Source organism: Caproiciproducens galactitolivorans (assembly GCF_026672255.1).
Lineage (GTDB): Bacteria > Bacillota > Clostridia > Oscillospirales > Acutalibacteraceae > Caproiciproducens > Caproiciproducens galactitolivorans_A.
On sequence record NZ_JAPOHA010000008.1, the window covers coordinates 133,526 to 159,227 of the forward strand.

22 protein-coding genes and 1 riboswitch are annotated in these 25,702 nt (G+C 50.1%); of the genes, 12 read left to right on the forward strand and 10 right to left on the reverse strand.

The genetic code is table 11. The features are described 5' to 3' along the window. Positions 1–64 precede the first annotated feature (64 nt). From OUY18_RS09310 to OUY18_RS09325, 4 genes are all read left to right on the forward strand, one after another. Positions 65–1,105, forward strand: a complete 1,041-nt coding sequence (locus tag OUY18_RS09310) for a LacI family DNA-binding transcriptional regulator (protein WP_268058501.1) — start codon at positions 65–67, stop codon at positions 1,103–1,105. A gap of 24 nt (positions 1,106–1,129) precedes the next feature. Beyond that, positions 1,130–2,275, forward strand: coding sequence for an anaerobic sulfatase maturase (locus tag OUY18_RS09315; protein WP_268058554.1), 1,146 nt, complete (start codon positions 1,130–1,132; stop codon positions 2,273–2,275). A 335-nt stretch (positions 2,276–2,610) separates the two neighbouring features. Then, complete coding sequence (locus OUY18_RS09320) at positions 2,611–4,332, forward strand: B12-binding domain-containing radical SAM protein (RefSeq protein WP_268058502.1); 1,722 nt, start codon at positions 2,611–2,613, stop codon at positions 4,330–4,332. A gap of 68 nt (positions 4,333–4,400) precedes the next feature. Then, positions 4,401–5,324 carry a DUF2935 domain-containing protein gene (locus tag OUY18_RS09325; protein WP_268058503.1) on the forward strand — a complete coding sequence of 308 codons (924 nt, stop codon included), beginning with the start codon at positions 4,401–4,403 and terminating at the stop codon, positions 5,322–5,324. Positions 5,325–5,509: 185 nt separating this feature from the next. Here the strand turns inward: OUY18_RS09325 and OUY18_RS09330 are convergent, their stop codons facing one another. The 6 genes from OUY18_RS09330 to OUY18_RS09355 form a co-directional block, all read right to left on the reverse strand. Beyond that, positions 5,510–6,235 (reverse strand): ECF transporter S component, encoded by a 726-nt coding sequence (locus tag OUY18_RS09330; RefSeq protein ID WP_268058504.1) that lies wholly within the window; start codon positions 6,233–6,235, stop codon positions 5,510–5,512. Then, positions 6,205–7,842 (reverse strand): ABC transporter ATP-binding protein, encoded by a 1,638-nt coding sequence (locus OUY18_RS09335; protein ID WP_268058505.1) that lies wholly within the window; start codon positions 7,840–7,842, stop codon positions 6,205–6,207. The genes OUY18_RS09330 and OUY18_RS09335 overlap by 31 nt, the downstream gene beginning before the upstream one ends. Then, positions 7,829–8,707: an energy-coupling factor transporter transmembrane component T gene (locus tag OUY18_RS09340; protein WP_268058506.1), complete on the reverse strand. Its 879-nt coding sequence runs from the start codon at positions 8,705–8,707 to the stop codon at positions 7,829–7,831. Before OUY18_RS09340 ends, OUY18_RS09335 begins: the two co-directional genes overlap by 14 nt. Before the next feature lie 10 nt (positions 8,708–8,717). Further along, positions 8,718–9,383, reverse strand: a complete 666-nt coding sequence (locus OUY18_RS09345; RefSeq protein WP_268058507.1) for a DUF4430 domain-containing protein — start codon at positions 9,381–9,383, stop codon at positions 8,718–8,720. A gap of 4 nt (positions 9,384–9,387) precedes the next feature. Continuing rightward, entirely contained in the window at positions 9,388–10,848 is a 1,461-nt protein-coding gene (locus OUY18_RS09350) for a PQQ-binding-like beta-propeller repeat protein (protein WP_268058508.1), read from the reverse strand. Between the two features lie 18 nt (positions 10,849–10,866). After that, a riboswitch (cobalamin riboswitch) is annotated at positions 10,867–11,046 on the reverse strand. 234 nt (positions 11,047–11,280) lie between these two features. Then, positions 11,281–13,374 (reverse strand): glutamine synthetase III, encoded by a 2,094-nt coding sequence (locus OUY18_RS09355; RefSeq protein WP_268058509.1) that lies wholly within the window; start codon positions 13,372–13,374, stop codon positions 11,281–11,283. A gap of 367 nt (positions 13,375–13,741) precedes the next feature. Between OUY18_RS09355 and OUY18_RS09360 the strand changes: the two genes are divergently transcribed. From OUY18_RS09360 to OUY18_RS09380, 5 genes are read left to right on the forward strand one after another with little or no spacing between them, the layout of a single operon-like run. Continuing rightward, positions 13,742–14,836, forward strand: coding sequence for a hypothetical protein (locus OUY18_RS09360; RefSeq protein ID WP_268058510.1), 1,095 nt, complete (start codon positions 13,742–13,744; stop codon positions 14,834–14,836). Further along, a complete protein-coding gene (locus tag OUY18_RS09365; RefSeq protein ID WP_268058511.1) occupies positions 14,836–16,344 on the forward strand; it encodes a glutamate synthase-related protein in 1,509 nt (502 codons plus the stop codon). Before OUY18_RS09360 ends, OUY18_RS09365 begins: the two co-directional genes overlap by 1 nt. 3 nt (positions 16,345–16,347) lie before the next feature. Next, positions 16,348–16,779, forward strand: a complete 432-nt coding sequence (locus OUY18_RS09370; protein ID WP_268058512.1) for a 4Fe-4S dicluster domain-containing protein — start codon at positions 16,348–16,350, stop codon at positions 16,777–16,779. Between the two features lie 6 nt (positions 16,780–16,785). Continuing rightward, the gene (locus OUY18_RS09375; RefSeq protein WP_268058513.1) at positions 16,786–18,024 is read left to right on the forward strand and encodes an NAD(P)/FAD-dependent oxidoreductase; all 1,239 of its coding nucleotides are present in this window, start codon (positions 16,786–16,788) and stop codon (positions 18,022–18,024) included. Then, positions 18,014–18,736, forward strand: a complete 723-nt coding sequence (locus tag OUY18_RS09380; protein ID WP_268058514.1) for a glutamate synthase — start codon at positions 18,014–18,016, stop codon at positions 18,734–18,736. The genes OUY18_RS09375 and OUY18_RS09380 overlap by 11 nt, the downstream gene beginning before the upstream one ends. A gap of 77 nt (positions 18,737–18,813) precedes the next feature. Here the strand turns inward: OUY18_RS09380 and OUY18_RS09385 are convergent, their stop codons facing one another. The 4 genes from OUY18_RS09385 to dpsA form a co-directional block, all read right to left on the reverse strand. After that, positions 18,814–20,088 (reverse strand): O-acetylhomoserine aminocarboxypropyltransferase/cysteine synthase family protein, encoded by a 1,275-nt coding sequence (locus OUY18_RS09385; RefSeq protein ID WP_268058515.1) that lies wholly within the window; start codon positions 20,086–20,088, stop codon positions 18,814–18,816. A 21-nt stretch (positions 20,089–20,109) separates the two neighbouring features. Beyond that, positions 20,110–20,640 (reverse strand): hypothetical protein, encoded by a 531-nt coding sequence (locus OUY18_RS09390; RefSeq protein ID WP_268058516.1) that lies wholly within the window; start codon positions 20,638–20,640, stop codon positions 20,110–20,112. 74 nt (positions 20,641–20,714) lie between these two features. After that, entirely contained in the window at positions 20,715–21,293 is a 579-nt protein-coding gene (locus OUY18_RS09395) for a dipicolinate synthase subunit B (protein ID WP_268058517.1), read from the reverse strand. A 4-nt stretch (positions 21,294–21,297) separates the two neighbouring features. Beyond that, positions 21,298–22,158 (reverse strand): dipicolinate synthase subunit DpsA, encoded by an 861-nt coding sequence (gene dpsA / locus OUY18_RS09400; RefSeq protein ID WP_268058518.1) that lies wholly within the window; start codon positions 22,156–22,158, stop codon positions 21,298–21,300. Between the two features lie 273 nt (positions 22,159–22,431). Here dpsA and murC point away from each other — a divergent pair, with 273 nt between their 5' ends. The 3 genes from murC (at position 22,432) to OUY18_RS09415 (ending at position 25,653) form a co-directional block, all read left to right on the forward strand. Then, on the forward strand, positions 22,432–23,811 hold the full coding sequence (gene murC / locus OUY18_RS09405) for a UDP-N-acetylmuramate--L-alanine ligase (protein WP_268058519.1): 1,380 nt from the start codon (positions 22,432–22,434) through the stop codon (positions 23,809–23,811). 114 nt (positions 23,812–23,925) lie between these two features. Next, on the forward strand, positions 23,926–24,441 hold the full coding sequence (locus OUY18_RS09410) for a hypothetical protein (RefSeq protein ID WP_268058520.1): 516 nt from the start codon (positions 23,926–23,928) through the stop codon (positions 24,439–24,441). 75 nt (positions 24,442–24,516) lie between these two features. After that, positions 24,517–25,653, forward strand: coding sequence for a cadherin-like beta sandwich domain-containing protein (locus tag OUY18_RS09415; RefSeq protein ID WP_268058521.1), 1,137 nt, complete (start codon positions 24,517–24,519; stop codon positions 25,651–25,653). The last annotated feature ends 49 nt before the right edge of the window (positions 25,654–25,702 follow it).

The following is a 25,702-nucleotide window of genomic DNA, read 5'->3' on the forward strand; positions in this document are numbered from 1 at the left end:
ACCATTTATTTTTTTTGAGCTATACTATATAATACAAAAATAATTGTTAATGAGGAATTATAATATGGCTATCACTATAAAAAAGATTGCAGAGATCGCAGGCGTGTCTGCCGGGACGGTAGACAGAGCTCTGAACAACCGGGGCCGTGTTAAGCCCGAGGTTGCAGAACGAATCCGGACGTTAGCGCAAGAACTGAATTATCAACCGAATTCAGTTGCCAAATCGCTGTCCATTAAAAACAAAGGGTTAAAAATTGCGGTTATTCTGCATATTGTTCGAAATTCATTCTTTGATGAAGTAATACAGGGAATAAAAAAAGCTGCGAAGGAAATTTCGGATACGGGGATTCAGGTTGTTATAAAAACCTGCAAAGATTTTGATGCAGATTATCAGTTGAAGCTGATTGAAGAAGCATTAAGCGAAGATGTAAAAGCAATGGCGATTGTCCCGATCAATAGCCCGTTAATAAAGAATAAAATCAATGAACTGACGGAAAACGGGTTTCCTGTGGTTCTTCTCACCGCCATTTTAGAGGATACCAATTACCTTGCCTATGTTGGGTGCGATTACCGCCGAGCCGGTAAAATATTGGCCGGGTTGATTAATTTAATTACAAGAGGGAAAGCAAACCTTGGAGTGCTTTCTCCGACCTTTCAAATGTGCGGTCACTTATACCGTGTGAATAGCATGTGTGATTATTTTTCTACTCATTGTCCCGGGATTCAGGTTTCTTCCATCACGGAAGTCCCAAACGATGAAATTGGTACCTATATGGAAGTAAAAAAGATGATGGAAGAGCATTCTGATATTGATACCATTCTTTACGGTTCTGTTGCCGTGAAGGCGGGGTTTCGAGCAATTCGAGAATGTCTGGGCGAAAAGCCTGTCCGCATTGTCGCTCTGGATTTAAGCGATGATATTAAGGAAGCTCTGTTAACCGACAATATAATAGCCACATTGATTCAAAATCCAAAGGATCAGGGATATCGGGCGATCCGAATTCTGTTTGAATTTTTGACTAGCAACAAAAAACCAAAGAATCCGCTGTGCTATATAAACACTGAAATCATTGTAAAGGAATGTATAAACGAAGCGGAAATGTGATTTTTTCTGCTTGTAATTTTGGAGGTGCTGGCAATTCCAAATATTAATGTTTTAATAAAACCCGCGTCTGGTAATTGTAATCTGCAATGCAAATATTGTTTTTATCTGGATTTAATTGATAATAAATGTCACAGCAACGGCGGCTTTATGCCCCTTGAAACACTTGAAAAGCTGGTACAGTCCGTTCTGGAATATGCGGATGATACAGCCAGTTTCAGTTTTCAGGGAGGAGAACCAATGCTTGCCGGCTTGGATTTTTACCGAAACTTACTTGTGCTGCAAAAAAAATATAATACCAAAAATATAAAAATAAAGAATGCAATTCAGACAAACGGCACTCTAATCAATTTGGAATGGGCTGAATTTTTTCGTGCACATCATTTTTTGGTGGGGGTTTCTCTTGATGGTATGGAAGGAATTCATAATTTAAATAGAGTAGATCACAATGGTGAGGGAACCTATCTGCGTGTTATTGACGCAATTAAAATATTAGACGAATTTCAAGTGGAATATAATATTTTATGTGTTGTTACAAGGTTGGTTGCAAAACATCCTGAAAAAACGTATCGCTTTTTTAAAAAGCAGGGTTTTCAATATTTACAGTTTATTCCATGCTTGGATGGTTTAGAGAAACAGCCGGGCATGGACAATTATTCTTTATCTCCGCAGCTTTATGGAAATTTTTTAAAGAGACTGTTTGATTTGTGGCTAAAGGATAATCTTGAAGGCAAAGAGATTAGCATCCGAATGTTCGATAATATATTGGGGATGCTTCTTGGTTATCCACCCGAAAGCTGCGATATGCGGGGAAAGTGCAAAGCGAATCTTGTTGTGGAATCCGACGGTTCCGTGTATCCCTGTGATTTTTATGTATTGGATCAATGGAAACTGGGCGTAATTGGAAACGATTCTATTTTGGATATGCTTTTCGGGCAAACAGCAAAGAAGTTTGAAGAAATTTCGAATCTGCGTCCACAGGCCTGTCGGGATTGCGAATTCTACAGTCTTTGCAGAGGCGGATGCAGAAGGAATTATGAACCCATACGCAACGAAATTCTGGAGAAAAACTATTTTTGCGAAGCATACCGGGATTTTTATCGGTATGCGATTCCGGGTTTTCTTAAATTGGCAAAAAAATGCGTCGAAAAATCAAGTGAAAGGTCACTTTAATTTCTCACACGCTTTCGTAAGTGAATGCTATAGTTGAAATAATATGGTATTTTGATATCCCTTGGGACTTATTATTTCGAGATCAAGAAAAGCAAGACCAAATTGAGGATAAATTGACGACGAAGGAATATTAAGACTCTTTTAAGGGTAGCGAGGGATACGAACGCCAACGCCTTTAAGGGGTGGCAAAAGAGGCAAAGTCAGCGTCTTTAGGTGCTGGCCGGTAACTTGGGCTTATAGTCCTTGTGCATACTACCCGTTTGACGGGTAGTCAAACTTAATAGGTGATATAATGTAAAAAGTATGAAAGTATCAAGAAAATGGAAGGCAGTTTTATGAACGAAAAAACGTTAAAAGCGGCAATCTGCGTGCTGAACTCGCAGTATATCCATTCCTCGCTGGCGCCGTGGTGCCTTCTGGCGGGAGTCGAGGCTTACTGCGACAGCGGCATTACCGCCGAAGTAATCGAGGGCACAATCAATGAAAAGATGGAGGATGCCGCACAGCGTATAATTGCGTGGAATCCGGATGTGATCAGCTTCAGCTGTTATATTTGGAATATCTCCGAAACCAAACAGCTGATAAAGCTCATAAAAAGCAGGCTGCCCGATGCCATAATTCTTCTCGGCGGGCCGGAGGTCAGCTATAACGCGCAGGCTGTGCTTCGGGAAGAACCGCTGGTGGACTACGTCATTTCGGGGGAAGGGGAAACCCCGTATGCCCTGCTGCTCAATGCGATTCTTCATGGGAAAGAGGTGCGGAAGATTCCCGGCGTATGTTACCGGAAAGAAGGGAAGATCATCGTGGTTCCCCCGAATACGCCCGCGGAAGAACCGCCCAGCCCTTACACGCAAAGCTATTTTGATTCGCTGAAAGGAAGAATCGCATACCTTGAAACCAGCCGCGGATGCCCGTATTCCTGTGCGTTCTGCCTGTCCGGCCGATGCGGCAGCGTGCGCTATTTCGATTTGAATCGCGCGAAAAGAGAAATTCTTCAGCTTGCAAAAAGCGGCACGCAGACGGTGAAGCTGGTGGACCGAACCTTTAACGCGAACCGGAAAAGGGCCGATGAACTGTTTCGCTTCATCATTCAAAATTACGGGACGGAAATCCCCGAAGGGGTGTGCTTCCATTTTGAAATTGCAGGCGATATATTGGAGGAAGAAACCATCCGCCTTTTGTCCGGCGCGCCGGTTGGCGCGATGCAGATGGAGATCGGCTTACAGAGTTTTAACGCCCGAACGCTGGAAGCCATTCACCGAAAAACGGATGTGGAACGTTTAAAACGCAATATACAATCGCTGGTGTCAAACGCGAATATGCATATCCATATTGACCTGATCGCCGGTTTACCGTTTGAAGGCTGGGACAGTTTTGCAGAAAGCTTTAATACCGCTTATGCGCTCCGGCCCAATATGCTTCAGCTTGGTTTTTTAAAGCTGCTGTACGGCGCACCCATGCGGGAGAATCCGCAGGAATTCCCCTGCCATTTTTCGCAGGAGCCTCCCTATGAAGTGGAGGAAACCCCCTGGCTTACCGCGCAGGAACTGGCGGGGCTGCGGCATACGGCGGACGCGGTGGAACGCCTTTACAACAGCGGCCGTTTTCGCCGCACGCTGGCATATGTTCTGGAAAAGAGCGGGCTTTCCCCGTTTGGGCTTTTCAGCCAGTTCGGCGCGTTTTCGGCGGAAAAAGGAACGGAAAAAATCCCGCTGGACGATTATACCGGCCTTGTTTTCGATTATTTCAGCAGTCAGCCCGGCGTTGACCGTACGGTTCTTCGGGACACAATGGCCTGCGACCGCATTTCCACAAATGCATCGGGAAGGCTGCCTGCCGTTCTGCGCGTAAAAGATGATGCGCTGAAAAAGGCTATCATTGCCTTGGAAAGCAGGGAAGGGAAGCCTCAAAAGGGAATCAAGCGCGGATATGCCCTGCTTTATTCGCGTCCGGGCCTTATTTACGCGGATTATCAGAATAAAAATCCGATAACCGGCGAATATCCGCTGCATGAGGCTGCTGTGGGGCAGCCGCCCGGCAATGCGGAGATGCAATAAAACACACATATTTTTCCTATTCTTCATATTATATTTAAATGAATGAAAGAATAGGAAGGATATTATCTATGATATCAGTTGATGAATTTATTAAGCAATCCCTTGCTTTGCATCTGTTTTTTGCAAGAATCATGCAAGAGCATTCTTTCTTTCTGCAGACGGCGTTTACAGCGAAAGATTACAATCTGACCAATCAGGCGGATTCCTTCCGGCGGGCTTTTGATAACCTGCTCGCAAATGTGGTTGAAGTTTCCAATGGAGTTGTCAATCCGGACGTACTGAAATCCGGAGAAGTGGTTACCCCCTATACGCTGAAGGCGGAAATGGCTTCGGCCTATTTTACCGGTGTTCCGCTGCAAACGGATCTTACGCAGGCGGAAATGGGAATGACCGGCGGAGAAGCAGGAAACAATTCTGTTTTGGAACAAAGGGTTTATTATCTGAATGAAAACGCGATTAATCTGGTCAGCTCACTCATTCAATTTAAATCCCTTGTTTTATCCAACGTAATATCCTGCAACCTGTTTACGATGAATTATCCGCTGTTAATTGATCATATCCTGAGGGAAGCCCGGTTATATCTTTCCATGTTACAGAAGCTGCAAAGGCGGGAAGAAGTGAGTCTGGAAAAGGAAGCGTATGAACAGGAAACTTTCTGGAACCGGATTATGGCGGAACACTCCAAATTTATCCGCGGATTACTGGATCCGACGGAAAAGAATTTATTTGAAACCGCCGACAATTTCGGAAATGAATTCGATCAGCTCACTGCACAGGCACAGCAGGCGATGGATCGTTCTATGCCGATGAAAACGGTTACGGAGGATAGCCTGGAAGCCACAAAAAAGATACAGAATTTTAAAACGGCAGGCACGCAGGGAATACTGGAATGCAAAATTAAATCCATTATTATCCCGCTTCTTGGCGACCATACACTTCGGGAAGCGAATCATTATCTTCGTTTACTCGAGATGTTTAATAAAATCGTTTGAATCTGACTGTCTGAAAAACCTCCGCGTTCGCGAACACGGAGGTTTTTCGGATCTTTTCACGATTTGTCACAGTCCGTCCGATGACTGAAACCGAAAGATTGACCGGCGCTTTGAGAAGTTTAAATCCTATATGTGAATAATAAAAAGGAGGAACCGCTCAACTTTCGTTTTGCAGTTCCTCTTCCTTATTTTTCAGACGAAAACAAACCGTATTTGGTTTTCATCCGTTCCATTTTTTGAATCATGGGTTTCGCGAGGACAAACAGGAAAAACACGCTGGATGCGGCGTGGATCAGATCAAACGGCAGAGACGTAAGGCAGACCATCAAATAAGCGGAAAGGGTCGGCGGCAGGCCGCTTAAAAGCAGGGTGCCCAGGTTGACGATTCCGCCGTATAAGAGGAGTGTTGAGAGCCCGCCGAACAGGCAGAGCGAAGCCCGGCTGCTTTTTAGGAGTCCCCGGTTATACAGAATTCCCGAAAGAACGCCGAGAAGCCCGAACGCAAACATCTGGTAAGGAGTGTTCGGCCCCTGCCCGAAGAAAAAGTTCGAGACAAAAAGGCTGACCGCCCCGACAAGAAATCCGGACTGCGGCCCAAGACAAACGCCCGTAATGATTACGATTGCCGCAACCGGCTTGAATTGCGGGATCATATAAAAGGCGGCTCTTCCGGCAACCGCAATGGCGCAAAGTACCGAAAGGGTAACGAGTTCGCGCGCCTGCGTACGCCGGCGTTCAAAATGGATGAAAAAAGGCAGCATGGAGCCGACCAGCAAAACCAGGCTGACGGCGAAATACTTCCGTTCCCCCGTTCCGTTTGCGCCGATCAGGATGACGGCCAGGAAGACAAGCGCCGCAAAAATCGCCGGAAGGGCGGTTTTCAGTCTTTTCTGTTCTGATTTTTGTTGCAAAGTGCAATCACGTCTCCGTTTCTGACGGCATTTTGGAAAAAGCCGCGCGACATCCGGTTTGCGGCCGTGGTATAAAAACTGTTCCCGGCGAAAAACGCGCGCGCCCCGCCGCTGGAAATGATACCCCCATGGAAGAACAGGGCGCAGTAATCCGCGTATTCGGCGCAGAATTCAATATCGTGCGATACCATTACAACGGTGACTCCGCTGCCGATCAGCTCGCGCAGAAGCTTTGCAAATGTAATTTTAAAGGAGGAATCCAGTCCTTTCGTCGGTTCGTCGAGCAGGAGAATGTCCGGCTGGGTCAGCAGCACCTTGCCGAGGGCGGCGCGCTGCTGTTCGCCTCCGCTTAAATCGTATGGATGGCGGTTTAAAAGCGGGCTGATTTGTACAAGTTCCGCCGTTTCCTGAAGCTTTTTTTGCTTTTCCGCATTGGAGAGCCTGCCGTCCAATGTTTCCGCCCAATCCTCCGCAACGGTGTTTTTCAGGAATAACGTCTGGGGGTCCTGGGGCAGGAGGGCGGTTCGTCCGTTTACCTTCACTTTTCCGCGCGCGGGCTTGAAAATACCTGCCATAATACCCAGAGCCGTGCTCTTGCCCGCGCCGTTTCCGCCGACAATACAAGTGATCTTTTTCTTTGGAATTGACAGGGTCAGGTCTTTTATAACGTCCGGCCCGGCTTTTTCATAGGAAAACCAGCACCCTTTTAATTCGACAGCCTTGTCTGTATTCGTGCTTTCCGGTTCTTCCGGTATTGCGCGATAGAAGATTTTACTTTCTTTCAAAAACGCGCCCAGCCAGTTCCGTCCTTCGCGCACGGTCAACGGGCAGGGGAGGTCGTTTGCGACCGCCCCGTGGATTTTCATAGGAACGGGCAGCGCGGCCGCCATCGGGTGACCGATTTCCAAAAGATGCTTGCCCGCCTCACGGGGGGACGCGTCTGTGATGACCCGCCCGCGGTCAAGGACAATGACACGGTCGGCCAGCGGAAACACTTCCTGTAGCCTTTGTTCCGTCAAAAGGACGGTAACGCCCAGTTCGGCGTTTATTTTTTTGACTGCGGCGAGAAAATCGGCGGCGGCAATCGGGTCCAGTTGGGAAGTCGGCTCGTCCAGAAGCAGGGCTTTCGGCTGCATCGCCATGATAGAAGCCAAATTCAGAAGCTGCTTCTGGCCGCCGGAAAGGGTGCAGACGTCCCGTTCAAACCAGGACTCAATCCCGAAAAAGCTCGCCATTTCGGCGGTGCGCAGGCGGATGGTCTGGCTGTCGTAACCGAGGCTTTCCAAACCGAACGAAAGCTCGTGCCAAACCTTATCCGTTACGATCTGTGCTTCGGGGGACTGCATAACAAAGCCGATGTCCGCGGCCTGCGACCGTTCGCTGCATTCCGCAAGCGGCTTGCCGAAAAACTGGAGGGTACCCTCGCTTTTTCCGTGCGGGGCAAGGGCCGGCTTCAGCTGGCGGAGAAGGGTCGTTTTGCCGCTTCCGGAAAGACCGCAGAGCGCGATAAACTCCCCTTCCGGTATGGTCAGCCGGATATCCCAAAGCGCGGGTTCCGTTTCTTTAGGATACGTAAAGCAAAAATGATCGAATTCAAATACTGTCATGTTCTTTTACCTCGATTGCTGCGTTGAACAAAAGCGGGAACGCGCAGAGCAGAAAATAGGCCGCGTAAACCAGATTGCTTACAAAGCTTATGGGTTTTACGGCCAGAGAGGGGTAGTACCGAATATTGTTTTCCCCTGTAAAAGCGCCGTAAAACACCGGAAAAAGCATTACAATGAGTACTATTAATGCAGTTTTATCCCTTTTGTTAAATGCATAGATGCTGAAACTCGTGCGCCCGGCGAGCCCATAGCCGCGCGCCCGCATGGAATCCGCGGTTGTAATCCCGTTTTCCAGCGCCCATGTGGTCAGGATGGAAAGAATATTCATTCCGTTTTTCGCGCGGATGAAAATGCTTCCTTGATCCGCGCCTTTTCCGATCCCCTTCTGCGCGTTTTCGATCGTGCGAATCTGCGCTTTGAACCGGGGAACGAAACGCAGTACCATGGAAAACAGAAGCGACAGCGACGGTGCGACACTCCCGAAGAGATACACGAGCTTGTCCGAGGTGATCACTGTATTCCAGCAGGAAAACCAGAGCAGGACCGCCGAAAACATGCAGGCGGATGAAAATCCGTAGAGCAGTGCTTCCCGTGTGACGGGATTGTCGTTGACATAGAGCAGAATGGTTGCTCCCCTGTGGTTCAGCAGCGGATTCACAGCGGTCATAACGAGCAGCATCGGCAGAAGAAAGCGAAAACTGAACCGCAGTGTTTTTCCCAAATGGAGCGCGGCGGAACAGGCAAAGCCGCAGAAAAGCGAAATTGCCAGAAATACGGGATGCATAAAGAACATGGAAAACAGGATGACCGCGGTAAAATACAGGAAAAGGACGGCGGGGTGAAGTTCGGCGAAACGGTTTCTCATAAAACCCCCCTTATCCGCCGCAAACAAACAGCCACTGAATTTTATCACCGTTTTTCAATTTGTAGCCGTTGCAGCTGACGGGGGGCTGTTTTCCGTTTACCGTGTACGTCCATCCGCTGGATGCGCCGAAGTCCTTTTCGTAAATATTATTTATCCCTTTTATATAAGTCGATTGATAAACCGGTGAAACAGCGGATTCCATCGGGATGCCGTCCGCTTTCGTTACGCGCAGCAGCACATCGAATACCGTCTCACCGTTTTTGATTTTCACGTTCTTTTCCGCAAAAATGATTCCGTCTTTCGGTACGGCGGAAAGCTTGTCCTCGCTGAATTTTTCCCGGTTTTTCAAAATATCGCCACACGAGATGAACAGGGTGCAGCTTGTTTCTTTTTGAAGCTGTGGGGCGGGTACAGCCGTTTTTTTTGCGGGCGGCGCCTTTGAAACACCGGAAGAAGCCGTTTTCGGTGAACTCTGGGGTACGGCCGCGGAGGAAACCGGGGCACTGCCGGAAATGCCGGAGGTTTCCGCTTCGCTTCGGATTTCCGACGAAACGGGTGCGGTGCTTTCCGACGGACCGGCGGAACTGGCCGCATGCTGGGACGGCAGCTCCACCTTGCATCCGGCTAAGACCGTCAAAATGCAGAACAGGGCAAGTGCTTTTTTTATATACTTCATGGCTTTACCTATTCGCCCCGATGCCGGTTCTTTTTACTTGCAGTGTGAAGACAAGAGCGGCGCTCAGCAAAATAACGGAGGCAATCCGTACGGATGAGTCGTCTCCGGTTTTGGGAGAGGGAAGAACCGCTCTTTTGCCGATTGCGTACAGATTTCCGCTGTCGTTGAAATAGAACAGTGTGCCGTCTCCGGAACAAGTCAGGCTTTGCGAACAGCTCTGCGGAACGGAGGGGGTGAACAGCGTTTCATACGAAGGCTTCGTTTGCCCTTCCCGGTCGGTGAGAACATACACACAGGAGGAATCCTTCGAAAACGTGTAATTCTGGTCGATTGTTCCGTATTTTGCAACGTAGATGAGCACCTGGTTTTTGTTCGCTTCGGCTGCGTAAGCGGTGGTAACCAGGGGGGAGGACTGGGACTGGATTTCCTTAATCTGATAAATCGTTTTCAGATCCGCCGCGTTCAGTACGGAGAACGGCGCGGTGGAGCCGTAACCGCCCCCGGCGACATAAAGCCTGCCGTTATACACAACGGGGCTGGAGGTAATGCTGCTGCCTAAATTGGCGGATTTCTGGGCGCTGTTTGCAGTAATTTGACCGTTCGCATCCGCTTTTACGGAATAGACATAACCGCTTTTTACGGAGGCGTAAATCCTTCCGTCTGCATAGCAGAGGGTGGAGTTGACCGGCCCGCCCGCCGACGCGGTGCCGACCGGGGAACCATCGGTGAGACGATAGGAGGAAATCGTACCGGCCGTGTCGGAAACTGCAATTGCGGAACCCGTTACGGCGCCGCCGTTCCAGTAATAGCCCGCGGCGGCATTTTCGTGTTTCCATACTGTTTTGCCGCTTGCCGCGGAAAGGCAGGCGTATACGCCGGTGGTGTAAGCGTAGGTTTTCGGGTCCTGCGTATACGTTCCGAAATAAATCTGATGATCATAATACGTGATGGGGGAGGCAATCTGCTGGGCGGCTGAACCGTAGGCAATTGCTTCGCTCTGCCATAAAAGGGCAAGGCTGTTCTGGTCAAATGCCGAAATCCGCACGCCTTCGGATGTTTGCTGCGGCACGAAAATCTTGCCGTCGCCGCTTGCAATTTTGGAATTATAGGGCGGGATATCCTTACAGGGCGCGGAAGCCACGGTTTTGCCGGATGCCGCGTCCAGTTCCAGAAGCGTACCGCCGGAAAGGGTGAGATAGAGATAACCGCCGACGGCAATCGGGGTGCCGCAGGCGTTGTTTTCCATTTTGGTTCCGTTGTATTCGCCGGTGACGGTATGCTTCGCTGACCAAAGCAGTTTCGCCGCCGATGCGTTTACCGGCGTCTGGGCGGCGGTGATGCCGGGTGTCTGCGGGGAACCTAAAAACTGCGGCCAGTCCTTTATGCTTTCGGCCGAGGCGCAGACGGAAACGGACAGTACAAGGGTAATGGCGCACAGCGCCGACAGAATTCTTTTTGCTTTCATTTTAATCCCTCCGACTAAATTTAAAAACCGGTTTACGACAGGTTTCCTGGCTCGAATTCATCCGCGGCGCGCGGCCTTCCCGACAATGCAGTGGCCGATTTCAGCGCGCCTTGTCCTTCTCACAGTAGCGGGGGCTGCTGCGGCTTATTACCGCATTCCCTACTTCGTAAACCACTTATCCTTTCATTATTATATGAATGCTCCGTTGTGTCAAGTAAAAATAAAACCTGTGGACAGCGGAAAATAATTTCCACGGCTTCAAAGACAAGGATAAAGGGCGCCGCCTGCCGGGATGACAGACTGCGCCCTTTATTAGGAAGATATGTAAAGATCTTGTATTTAAAGGAGGATATATTTAAAAAAAGGAAGTGTGTATCCTGTTTCTCCGCAGGATACACGGTCTTTGTACAGCGGATAAGGAATAAAGTGTTTTTATATTACGCTGAAGAGCAGGTCGCCGTAGGTTGGATACGGCCAGTATTTTTTGCCGACCATGCTTTCGATTTCGTCCGCAGTTGCGCGGGTGTCTTCCATCTGCTGGAAAACCTGATTGCGGTAATACTGCGCCTGTTCAAGAACATCCTTGAATTCTTTTTCGGGTTCTACGGAACTTTCCAGCACAGCCATTTTTTTATACAGTTCGGAACTGAGCGTAGAAAGCTTCTTGAGAAGCATTTCTTCCAGCTCGCAGGAGATGTCTGCGCAGAGCTGTTTCTTATTGATGGCTTCCTTGCTGAGATCCTTCATGTAAGAGCATGCCGCCGGAAGGATATCCTTTTTAATCATATCCACCATGGTCAATGCTTCGATATGGATTTGCTTGCAGTAGTTTTCAAGCTGGATTTCATAGCGGGAGTGAATTTCCGTTTTGGAGAATACGCCGTGCTTTTCGAATAGCTTAACATTTGTGTCGCTGATATAGTAGGGCAGGGCGTCCGCCGTGGAACGCAGATTTAAAAGCCCGCGTTTCTTCGCTTCCTCGACCCACTCGTCGGAATAGTTGTTGCCGTTGAAAATGATGCGTTTGTGCTCTTTAACGGTCTTCTTAATCAGTTCCGCCAGCGTGCTGTTGAAATCGTCCGCTTTTTCAAGTTCGTCGGCAAAATCGGACAATGCATCCGCGATAATGGTGTTGAGCATGATGTTCGGGCAGGCGATGGAAACGGTAGAGCCGAGCATACGGAACTCAAATTTATTGCCGGTAAAGGCAAAGGGGGAAGTGCGGTTCCGGTCGGTCGAATCCTGCGGGAAGGTTGGAAGAACATCGACGCCGATCTTCATAAAGGCTTTGTCTCTCTGCTTGTATACCGTGCCGTCTTCAATGGATTTTAAAATGCCCGTCAGTTCATCGCCGATGAACATGGAGACAATGGCCGGAGGGGCTTCGTTTGCGCCCAGACGGTGGTCGTTGCCGGCGCTTGCGACGGAAATGCGGAGCAGATCCTGATGCTCGTCGACCGCTTTGATAATGGCGGTGAGAAAGAGCAGGAACTGTGCGTTTTCCCGCGGGGAATCGCCCGGTTCCAGAAGGTTGACGCCCGTGTCGGTCGTAATGCTCCAGTTGTTGTGCTTGCCGCTTCCGTTTACGCCCGCAAACGGTTTTTCGTGGAGCAGGCAGGTCAGGTTGTGCTTCGTGGCAACCTTCTTCATAATCTCCATGGTGAGCTGGTTCTGATCGGTAGCAACGTTGGAAGTCGTAAAAATGGGAGCGAGTTCATGCTGGGAAGGAGCGACTTCGTTGTGCTTCGTTTTGGCAAAGATGCCGAGTTTCCAGAGTTCCTCGTCGAGTTCCTTCATATAGGCGGATACTCTCGGCTTGATAACGCCGAAATAGTGATCCTCAAGTTCCTGGCCCTTTGGGGGCTTTGCGCCGAAAAGGGTTCTGCCTGTAAAGATCAGGTCTTTTCTTTTTTCGTACATTGCCTTATCGATCAGGAAGTATTCCTGTTCCGCGCCGACGGTGGTAATCACACGGTGAGCATCCGTGTTCCCGAAGAGCCTTAGAATGCGCATGGCCTGCTTGTTGATCGCGTTCATGGAACGCAGAAGCGGGGTCTTTTTATCCAGCGCTTCGCCTCCGTAGGAGCAAAACGCTGTGGGAATACAAAGGGAGCCGTCTTTAATGAAAGCGTTGCTGGTCGGGTCCCAGGCGGTGTACCCTCTTGCCTCGAAAGTCGCCCGAAGCCCGCCGGACGGGAAGCTGGAAGCGTCGGGCTCGCCCTTAAACAGTTCCTTACCGGAAAACTCCATGATCACTTTGCCGTTTTCAATCGGATAAATAAAGCTGTCATGCTTTTCCGCGGTAATCCCGGTCATCGGCTGGAACCAGTGGGTGAAATGGGTAGCACCCTTTTCGACGGCCCAGTCTTTCATCGCATTCGCAACAACATTCGCCACACTGATGTCCAGCGGTTTGCCCTGTTCTCTGGTTTTTTTCAGAGCCTTATAGGTTTCCTTCGGCAGTTTTTCCTTCATTACCGTGTCGTCGAAAACCATGCTGCCGAACATTTCAGGAACATTGCTCATGAAGATCACTCCCTGTATCAATTTCAAAAAATAAAAAAGGCGCTATAGGGTTCTCCCCTACAGCGCCTTTGCTGCTATGCAAGTATTATATGCCTGTAAGGCCCAAATGTCAACTAGAAAATTAAAATTTGCAAGATTTAATAATATTTGTTGCAAAAATGGGTTATAATGGGTTGATTTTATGGAAAATTGCAATAAATTGCAATTTGACTTACATAATTATGCAAAATCTATTGACAGAAGCATCATTCCATTATATGATAAATACCAAAAAATACGGTGCTGCGGCGTTAAGCTGCGAAAATTGCGTTTTTAACATCGGCGCAAATGAATGCGTCAAAGCGAAAAATTGCAGGGAGGTCAGTTTATGCAATTCGAGGGAGATATAAGGATACCTTCGGGCTGCGCCATATCGGGAATGTTTTCGCGCAGCGGCAAAAAAATGAACGGCGAAGCCATTATCCGTTCCATTTCCACCATGCATGACCGGAGCAACGGTCTGGGCGGGGGTTTTGCGGCTTACGGGATTTATCCGCACAACAAAGAGCTGTATGCCTTTCATGTTTTCTACGACAGTGTCCGCGCGAAAGAGGAATGTGAAAAAGAAATCATGGCGAACTTCGATGTAACAGTCGCAGAGAAGATTCCCACCAGAAAAATGCCGGAAATTACAGACGAACCTGCGATTTGGCGCTATTTCGGACTGCCGTTTGAAAAACTGCTGAAGGATACGCAGTTGGACGAACGGGAATTTGTGGCGCGCTGCATTGTAAAAATTAATACGCAGATCAAGGGGGCCTATGTGTTTTCCAGCGGGAAAAACATGGGTGTGTTCAAGGCGGTCGGTTTTCCGGAAGATGTAGGCCGGTACTACCGTCTGGACAACTATGAGGGCTACTGCTGGACGGCACACGGGCGGTACCCGACCAATACGCCGGGCTGGTGGGGCGGAGCGCACCCGTTTGCCATGCTGGACTATTCCATCGTACATAATGGCGAAATCTCCTCCTATGACGCGAACCGCCGGTTCATTGAGATGTACGGCTATAAATGCACCCTTCTGACCGATACGGAGGTCATCACCTATATTATTGATTACCTGAACCGCAAGCAGCACCTGACCCTTCACGAGGTTGCGGACGTGATTGCCGCCCCGTTCTGGGATGAAATCGACCGGATGCCGCAGGCGGAGAAAGAAAAGTTTACGTATCTTCGCAACGTGTTTTCAAGCCTTTTGATTACGGGGCCGTTCTCCATCCTGCTGGGCTTCAGCGGCGGCATGATGGCTTTGAACGACCGTTTAAAGCTGCGTTCCATGGTTGCTGCCGAAAAGGATGACATGACCTATGTGGCAAGTGAAGAATGTGCCATTAAGACGATGGAACCGAACCCGGATAAAATCTGGGCGCCCAAGGGCGGAGAACCGGTGATCGTAACGCTGAACGAGGGGGTGGATGCCTGATGCCGATCGATTTTTTATACCCGGAATATGAAGTAATCCGCAATTCGCAGCGCTGTATCGCCTGCCGCGTCTGCGAAAGGCAGTGCGCCAACGAGGTGCATGCCTACGATAAAGAACTGAATTTGATGAAAAGCGACGAATCGAAATGCGTGAACTGCCACCGCTGCGTGGCACTCTGCCCTACAAGAGCGCTGAAGATCGTAAAAACCGACCACACTTTCAAGACGAATGCCAACTGGACAAACGAAGTGATCGGTGAAGTTTACCGCCAGGCCGGAACGGGCGGCATGCTGCTTTCCTCCATGGGGAATCCGAAGCCCTATCCGGTTTATTGGGATAAGATTCTCATTAACGCTTCGCAGGTGACAAACCCGTCCATTGACCCGCTGCGCGAGCCGATGGAGACGAAAACCTTTCTGGGAAAAAGGCCGGAAAAGCTGGAGCGCAATCCGGACGGCAGCCTGAACACGAACAACCTGCCGCCGAATCTGGAGCTTTCCGTTCCGATAATGTTTTCCGCTATGAGCTACGGTTCCATCAGCTACAACGCGCACGAAAGCCTTGCGAGAGCCGCGCAGGAGCTGGGGATTTACTATAACACCGGCGAAGGCGGGCTGCACGAGGACTTTTATCAGTATGGCGCGAACACGATTGTTCAAGTGGCTTCAGGACGTTTCGGCGTGCATAAGGACTATCTGGAAGCGGGCGCCGCGATCGAGATTAAAATCGGGCAGGGCGCAAAGCCGGGCATCGGCGGGCACTTGCCGGGTGCAAAAATCGTTGGCGACGTATCCCGTACCCGTATGATTTCGGAAGGTTCGGACGCGATTTCGCCCGCACCGCATCATGATATCTACTCGATTGAAGACCTGCGCCAGCTTGTCTACTCCTTAAAGGAAGCAACCAATTACAAGAAGCCGGTCATCGTAAAAATCGCGGCGGTTCACAATGTAGCGGCAATCGCCAGCGGTATTGCGCGCAGCGGCGCGGACATTATCGCCATCGACGGTTACCGGGGCGGTACCGGCGCGGCGCCGACCCGTATCCGCGACAACGTCGGCATTCCGATTGAGCTTGCGCTTGCGGCGGTGGACGAACGGCTGCGTCAGGAAAAAATCCGCAACAACGTTTCCCTTGTGGTCGGCGGAAGCATCCGCAACTCCGCGGATATCGTAAAGGCAATCGCTTTGGGCGCGGATGCGGTTTACATTGCCACCGCGGCGCTTCTGGCGCTTGGCTGCCACCTTTGCCGAACCTGCCAGACGGGCAAATGCAACTGGGGCATCGCGACCCAGCGGCCCGACCTTGTTAAGCGCCTGAACCCCGATATCGGTTACAAACGCCTTGTCAACCTCGTTTCCGCGTGGCAGCATGAAATAAAGGAAATGATGGGCGGCATGGGTATCAACTCGATTGAAGCGCTCAAAGGCAACCGCCTGATGCTGCGCGGAATCGGATTAAACGAGAAAGAGCTTGAAATTCTGGGCATCAAGCACGCGGGGGAATAAGCGATGAAAAGAATCTATGTAAATGAGAAATGGTGCCTCGGATGCCATCTTTGCGAATACAACTGCGCGTTTGCCAATTCCGGCAGCGACGATATGGTCAAGGCTCTGAAAGACGTCCGTATCAATCCGAGGATACGGATTGAAGAAAAGCAGGGCATCAGCTTTGCCGTTTCCTGCCGCCACTGCGCGGAGCCGCTCTGCGTGAAAAGCTGCATTACCGGCGCGCTCAGCGTGGACAGCGGCGTAATTGAGGTCAACAAAGACAAATGCGTCGGCTGCTACACCTGCATTATGGTTTGTCCCTACGGTGCCATTATGCCGGGCAGCGACGGCAGCGTGATTCAGAAATGCGAGCTCTGTACAAATAACGCGTTCGGCGAGCCCGCCTGCGTAACGGGCTGCCCGAACAAGGCAATCGTATTTGAGGAGAGGTGAGCGAAAATGAAGTATGTGATTATCGGCAACTCCGCCGCCGCGGTCGGCTGCATCGAGGGAATCCGTTCCGTGGATAAAACCGGAACGATTACGGTGATCTCCAAAGAACCGTACCATGTTTATTCCCGCCCGCTCATTTCCTACCTTCTTTACGGGAAAACCGACGAACAGCGTATGAAATACCGTCCCGACAGCTTTTATGAGGACAACGGCGTGAAAGCGCTTCTCGGTGTTACGGCGGAAAAAGTGGATTATGAACAGAAAAAGGTGATTCTAAATAACGGGGCGCAGATTCCGTTCGACAAGCTTCTGTTTGCAACCGGCTCTGAACCGTTTGTGCCGCCGATGGCGGGCCTTGACGAAGTGGAAAAGAAGTTCTCCTTTATGAAGCTGGATGACGCAAAAGCGCTGCAGGCAGAAATCAATCCGGAAAGCCGCGTGCTGATTATCGGCGCCGGTCTGATCGGCCTGAAATGCGCGGAGGGAATCCTCCAAAAGGTGAAGGAAGTTACCGTGGTCGATCTTGCACCCTGTATCCTGCCGAGTGTTCTCGACGAGGAAGGCTCCGAAATCGTACAGAAGCATATAGAAGAGCAGGGCGTAAAGTTCTGCCTTGCCAACAGCGTAGCGCAGTTCCATCAAAACGCCGCAATACTGAAGGACGGTACGGAGCTTGCGTTTGATCTTCTGGTTGTTGCGGTCGGCGTCCGGCCGGAAACGAAGCTTGCCGCCGCGATTGGCTGCAAGGTAAACAAGGGGATTCTGACGGATGCGCACCGTGCGACGAATCTTGCCGATGTTTACGCGGCGGGCGATTGCAGCGAAAGCCTGGATATTACGGTGAATCAGCAGCGGGTGCTCGCGCTGCTGCCGAATGCCTACATGCAGGGCGAAACCGCCGGAATCACCATGGCGGGCGGCGAAAAGCGCTACGACAAGGCAATTCCGATGAACGCGGTCGGATTCTTCGGCCTGCACATCGTTACCGCCGGAAGCTACGACGGCGAGGCCTATGTTGTGAAGAACGGCGGCAACTATAAAAAGATGGTGTCCAAAGACAATCTTTTAAAGGGATATATCTTGATCGGCGACGTTGCAAGAGCCGGTATTTACACTTCCCTGATTCGGGAGAAAACCCCGCTGGACAGCATCGACTATGAATTGATTAAGGAAAAGCCGCAGCTTATGGCGTTTACCGCTACGGAACGGGCCGTGAAGCTTGGAGGTACCAAAATTGAAGATTAACGCGGAGAATAAACATTTTCAGGATTTGAATAACGAAGTCCGCTTTGCGGAGGATACGGAAATTACCATTGAAAACTGCATGGGACAGCGGTACATCGGTTCCGGTATGAGCGGAAAGCACCTTACGATCAACGGAATTCCGGGCAACGATCTGGGCAGCTATCTGAACGGCGGAACCATTCGTGTAAACGGCAACGCGCAGGATGCGACCGGGGACACGATGAACGAGGGCGAAATTATTATCGACGGGAACAGCGGCGATGCCACCGGCTACGCCATGCGCGGCGGAAAGATCTTCGTCCGCCGCAACGCCGGTTACCGCGCGGGCATTCATATGAAGGCATACCAGACGCATCATCCGCTTTTAATTATCGGCGGCGAAGCCGGCAGCTTCCTGGGCGAATACCAGGCGGGCGGCACCATTATCGTACTCGGTCTGGATTCCGATAAAAAAGCGCCGGTCGGTAGCCTTTGCGGCACGGGAATGCACGGCGGAAGGATTTATCTGCGCGGGGAGGAACTTCCACCCGATCTTCCGAAACAGGTGCAGGCAGCCCCCGCCACGCCGGAGGATATGGCAAAAATCGACGGCTGGCTCGACGAGTTCTGCGGCATCTTCGGTGTGGATAAAAAAGAAGTGCTGTCAAAGAACTTCTTCGTTTTATCTCCGAATACGAAAAATCCGTATAAATCCCTCTATACCTTTAATTAATGCTTGTCGTCCTTTAAAATATTTCACACAGAAGCGGCGGGGTAAAACACCCCGCCGTTTCGCTATGCGATATTCGATTAAAGTCTTGCAAGGGACTGGTCGATGTCGGCAAGAATATCTTCTATATTTTCGATGCCGACCGACATCCGGATCATGTCCGGGCTGATGCCGGCCTCTTTCAGTTGTTCGTCGCTGAGCTGGCGGTGCGTGGTGCTCGCCGGATGCAATACGCAGGTGCGCAGATCGGCCACGTGAATAACAATGGAAGCGAGCTTTAATCCTTCCATGAATTTTGCCGCCGCTTCCCTGCCGCCCTTAATCCCAAAGGAAATGACGCCGCAGGTGCCGTTTGGCATATATTTTTTCGCTAAATCATAGTATTTGCTGCTCTTTAAACCGGGATAGTTTACCCAGACAATCTGCCCGCTCTGTTCCAAATGCTCCGCCACGGCGAGCGCGTTTTTACAGTGCCGCTCCATTCGGACGCCCAGTGTTTCCAGCCCCAGATTCAGCAGGAAGGCGTTGGTCGGGCTGGACTGCGCGCCTAAATCGCGCATCAGATGCGCGCGCGCTTTTGCAATGTAAGCCGCCTTGCCGAACTGCTGTGTGTAAGTAATCCCGTGATACGATTCATCCGGCTCGGTCAGGCAGGGGAATTTTCCATTGTTCCAGTTGAAATTACCGCTGTCCACGATGGCTCCGCCCACCTGAACAGCGTGGCCGTCCATGTATTTCGTTGTGGAATGCGTTACAATATCGACTCCGAACGCAAAGGGATGGCAGTTCATCGGCGTGGGGAAGGTATTGTCAACGATGATAGGCACACCGTGCGCGTGCGCCGCCTTTGCAAACAGTTCGAGGTCGGTAACGATCAGGGTCGGATTGGACAGCGTTTCGGCAAAAACGCAGCGTGTGTTCGGCTTAAACGCGGCGTTCAGTTCCTCCGCGGAACAGTCGGGGGGCAGAAATGTGAATTCAATCCCCATTTCCCGCATTGTTTTGTAAAACAAGTTAAAAGTACCGCCGTAAATCGCGCTGGAGCTTACGACATGGTCGCCGGCATGGCAGATGTTGAAAACAGAGATCAGAGAGGCGGCCTGCCCGGAGGAAGTCAGCAGCGCACCGACGCCGCCTTCCAGTGCCGCAATCTTCTTCTCGACCGCGTCAATGGTCGGGTTTCCCAGCCGCGTATAAAAGAAGCCGTCGGCCTTCAGGTCAAACAGTTCGCCGAGCGTTTGGGCGCTGTCGTATTTAAAGGTAGTACTCTGAACGATCGGAAGGACGCGCGGAGCGCCGTTTTCCGGCTCATAACCGGCATGGATACAGTTTGTGTCAATGTGATACTGGCTCATTTTTGATCTCCTTGTCTTTTCTTATCTTGTGAAAAATGCTTTCAGGGCTTCCGCCGCCCAATCTGCGAAGGCGACGACGCCCCAAACCAGGAATATAAACAGAACGGCCGAAACAGCCCGGACGAAAAAGCGTTTTCGCGCGCTCATTTCCGTCGGGGCTTCCTCCAATACCGATTCCGGGTCTTTCCCGCCGTCCGCTTTTTCGGCACGTTTTTGAAGCGCGGTGTCGGAAGCGTCCAAAATTCCAATTCCGCGGACAATGTCTTCGCAGGCATGCAGTTCCCCGTACCGAACAAAAAAATTAATGTTGGTAATTAAGGGCTTTCCCAGAATCGTGGCGGGAGGACTGCCGATCCCACTGATGCGTTCTTCAAAAACAATCCCGTTTTCCTGAAAAGCAGAGCGTATCATTTCGGCTTTTCCTTCATCCGCCGTCATCAGAAGTACCGGATCATCCTGTTCGGGCACCCTCAGTTTTTTGGAACCGCAGACCGGGCAGCGCTGTGCATCATCGTTTACAAGCAATTGGCATTTTGGACAATACAGCATCATTCTCACTTCCGTTTCTCTGCTTTTATCATAACACATTTATTCATCTTTTTACAAGAAACAGGAATAAATATTCTCTATTCCGGCAGAAGAATCGGCTGCATTTGCCGGCCTTCCAGCGCGCAGAGCGCGGCGGCCGGAATCAGCTTGAAATCCGCAACGACGGATGCCGGTTTGTTTTCCGGGTCATCCTGCCGCATCGGAACAAAATAGATATTTTTGCAGTTTAAAAGCTTCCCGATATTCTGCGCGGAAGCTGCGAGCGCATCGTTCGTCGCCGGAGCCAGAAGCACCGGGCGGCCGATGCGCAGGTGGGATTTTACCGCCATGGTTACGCTGGTATCGGTAATTCCGTTTGCGATTTTCGCAAGGGTATTTCCGGTACAGGGCGCGACAATCAGCAGGTCGAGCATTTTCTTGGGACCGATCGGTTCGGTCTCGACGATAGTTTTCAGCACTTTCCTTTTGCAGATGTCTTCGATTTCCCAGATAAAATCGTCCGCTTTGCCGAAACGGGTGTCCGTTGTATACGCGTTCTGCGACATAATCGGTAAAAGGGTATATCCCGCATCGGCAAGCCCGCGCATCTGTTCAATCGATTTCGAGAAAGTGCAGAAGGAACCGCAGAGAGCGTAGCCAATTTTCATGCTATCCATTCCCTCACTCCTCCATAATATTGTATATGGTTGTTTTAATGATTTCTCCGGCCGTTTTCGGCGCAACCTTCCCGGGAAGGGAAAGGGCATGAACCGTCTTGATGCCGAAATCCTCGGCGGATTCGTAATCGACGCCGCCCGGCTGGGACGCCAGATCGATAATCAAAGGTTTTGAGTGCATTTTCGAAAGAAGCCGCCGGTTAAAGATTCGGGCGGGAACCGTGTTGAAGATCACGTCGTATTGATCCTTGTCGCAGATGTTGTCGGTAAAGATCGAGTGATATCCGTATGATTCGATCCACGCGATATCCGAGTGCTTCCGGGCGCTCACCGTTACCGACGCGCCGATTCCGCGCAGCATCCAGGCAAGAACCTTTCCGATCCGTCCATAACCGACAACAAGGCATTTGCTGCCGTTGACGGTTCCGGGATATTCGCGCATGGCGATTTCAATGGCTCCTTCGGCCGCGGGTACGGCGTTGTGGATGGTGAATTCCTCCCGGTTGTAATAGTCGTAAATGTCGACGGAATCCCAGACTTCGCTGGTTTGAATAAGCTTCGCGATCATGCCGCCGTAAACCTGCTTTCCACGCATACGTTCCGCAAAGCGGTCATTTAACTCGATTTTCTCGTCACAGTACGGGGTATTCAAATTCAGGCCGTCGGTCGTGACCGGAAGGGGCAGAATCAGATTCTCACAGTGTGCGGTTATTTCTTCCAATCCCGCCTTTTTAATGTCCCTTGAAAATTCCACGTTGTCAAATCCAAAAACATAAACGGTGTAACCGTCCGACGCGATGGATTCGGCAAGCGCAATCTGCCGTTTGTCGCCGCCCAGCACGCCAAAGCTATTTATGTCAATCATCGTTCAAACCTCCATAATCTTCTTTCCTTATACTATGGAGGTGGGACGTTCAGTGTGATATTCCGCCGGGTCAATATTTTCTGTTGCAAATATTCAAAAAAATGTTTATTATAGACGGGTATGGCAATATAATAGAAAGAATAAAAGAACATACGAAATGAGTGAAAAAGAAAGCAGCCGTTTCCCATAGGACTGCCTGTTTTACTTAATTTGCGTGGGTCAGCCGCACAACGGCTGACCGTAACATATATTATTTTAAGGAGCAATTCGAAGATGGATTATCATGACGAATTATCAAATGTGAAAAAAATACATTTTGTGGGAATCGGCGGTTCCGGAATGTGCCCGATTGCCGAAATTCTGCACAGCAGAGGATTTGAACTGACCGGATCGGATACAAATGAATCGGATACGCTTGCGCGAATCCGTTCCTACGGAATACCCGTTGCCATGGGGCATCGGGCGGAAAATATCGGCGACGCCGAAATGGTTGTCTATACGGCGGCCGTAAAAGACGATAACCCGGAGCTGGTGGCTGCGCGCGCGAAAGGCATTCCGACCATAGAGCGTTCCGTCATGCTCGGAATGGTTACCCGGCGCTATCAGCACCCGGTCGCGGTTTCCGGAACGCACGGAAAAACGACGACAACCGCGATGATTACGCAGATTCTGCTGACTGCCGGAAAAGACCCTTCCGCCGTGATCGGCGGAAAACTTCCGCTGATCGGCGGGAACGGGCGCGTCGGCAACTCCGGCACGATCGTTTGCGAAGCCTGCGAATATGTGGATACTTTTTTGCAGCTGAATCCGGAAATTTCCGTAATCCTGAACATTGACGCCGATCATCTGGATTATTTCGGCACAGTGGACAATATTATCAAGTCTTTCCGCCAGTTTGCAAAACAGACTTCGAAAACGCTGATCGTGAACGGGGACGACGCCAATTCCATGAAAGCCGTGGAGGGCCTTAAGCATGCGTCCATTGTAACGTTCGGCCTGAATCCAAAAAATAATTATTACGCCGACGATATCGCGGATACAAAGGAAGCAAGAGAAAGCTTCAGCGTGGTGAAGAACGGGGAAAAGGTAGCCGAAGTAAAGCTGAGTATACCCGGGAAACATAATATTTACAATGCGCTGGCTGCTTTTGCAGCCGCCGATCAACTGGGAGTGGAAGCGGAAAAAATCGCTTCCAGCCTTGGACAGTTCACCGGCGTGCACAGGCGCTTTGAAATTCTGGGAACCTTTAACGGAATCACCGTGGCGGATGATTTTGCACACCATCCCACGGAGCTGACCGCTACGCTGACTGCCGCCATGCAGATGGGCTTCCGGCGCGTGTGGGCCGTATTCCAGCCGCACACGTATTCCAGAACCTATATGCTTCTGGATGAATTCGCAAAAGCGCTTTCGATTCCCAACAGGGTTGTTCTTTCCGAAATTCTGGCGGTTCGCGAAACGAACACGTACAATATTTACGCCAAAGACCTTGCGGAAAAAATCCCCGGAAGCGTGTGGTTTAAAACATTTGAGGAAATCACCGATTATGTTACCGCAAACGCGGAAAAAGGAGATTTGATCTTAACGCTGGGCGGCGGGGATGTTTACAAATGCGCCAATCGGATCGTGGAAAAATATAAGGGGTTGTGCTGATACATTTCTTGCACATAACCTACAAATGTATTATAATGTCTATGTTCAATATTGCATATCTGTGTCATAATAGAGCAGATGCTTTTCGAAAGAATGATAGGAGGGAAATTCGAAATGCTTAAAAATTTTTCCTTTCTCAACATGTATCTATGGAATCTGTTTATTATCTTCATATGGCATTTGACGGTCTTTCTTGCTTGCCTTTATCTTCCCCATTCCAAATTTACCCCGGAAAAAGAACGGTTTGCACCCAAAGCCTGGGAACACGGCGGCCGTTGGTACAGGGATAAGCTGAAGATTCAATTTTGGAAGGATAAGGTTCCGCAGCACATAGGGAAAGGCGGTTTTTCCAAAGAACACCTTACGGATATTTCCCTTGAATATGTTGATGAGTTCATCTTTGAAACCTGCCGCGGCGAATGGATGCATATGAAAAATTGTGTCTGCGTGGTCCTAACCATGCTGATTAATCCTTTATTGGTCGGCTTAGTGTTTTCTTTTATGATTATGCTCGGCAATCTGCCGTTTGCGATTATACAGCGTTATAACCGTTTCCGTTTACAAATTTTGCGTAAAAAGCTTCTGCGTGACATTCAGTCGAATGGCATGGGACAAACCGTTACCGCTTGACCTGTTTCTTGAATTATGAAATCAGCTTTGCCGTCTGACGGTACGGCTGATTTTTTATAAGCGGGAGGACAAGCTGTGAAAAGGCATACTTTTCATTTCACCTTTTTTATAGTCCTGCTATTGCTTACCTTAATTAAGGTAGACGCAAGTGCAGACCCCGTCCCATATTTTACATACAGTCTGGATAAAACCTCCGTTTCTTCCGGCGATTTTATAAAGGTACAGCTTAATGCCAACCAGACGGCCGATACCGCTGCGGGATTTCGAATGACGATTGATTATGACGCCGCAGCGTTCAGCTTTGTGCGCACAGAAACGTCGGCGCAGATTAAAAGCGGTACCATGTACACCAACAGCACAGGCAACCCCATCCGAAGTGTTTATGTCTGCAATGTCGACCGCCCGACGGCGCCGGAGCTCTCGGGGAATATTCTGTCGTTTGTATTTCAGGTGAAGGACGGCGCGCCCGCCGGGAAAGCGAATATAGGGGCGCATATTGACGACGTCTGCAATTATGATTCAAAACGTCTGGACGTATCCGTTCACCAAACCTTAACGGCAGCGGTTCAGCCGCCGAAGGAAGCGCCTTCCGATGAGGCTTCCCTTTTCTCGCTGCAGCCTTATCAGGGCAGGCTGGAGCCGCCTTTTTCTCCCGATGTCTACAAATACAATTTATATGTGGAAAGCAATGTGAATTCCATTGAATTTTCCGCTGCCGCACAGGACGGCGGGACCGTGCGGATTAACCGGAAAACTTTGTTTAAAGCCGGAACGGAAACACCCATTGTCGCGACAGTAACGTCTGCGGATAAAAAGGCAAAAACAGATTATGTGATCACTGTTTTTCGCGGCGAAAATCCGGTTCCCATATCGGATGCAGCGTCCGGCAAGCCAGAAAGCGGAAAATCAGCAAAGCCGAAAGACCCGTATCAAAGTCTGAAAGCAAAAAAGACGGAGAAAGAAGCGAAGAAAGCAAGGCAAACGGAACCGGCAGGGGAGTATGCAACCGCAACCGCCGAGCCCGGGCAGGAAGAACAACAGGCAGTGCAGGCTTCCGTACAGCAGCCGTCCTATTCCAATCGGGCGGACCGCAACATCTATATCATTGGAAATCAGATGCCTACCTTTTTCATTGGGATGCTTACGACCGCGCTTTGCCTTATGCTGGGGATCCTTTTAACTTTTTATCTCCGGATACCCCCAAAAAAGTGAATGGGTGGAATTTAGGGTAGTTTAAAAAATTGATATACTAACATTTTAA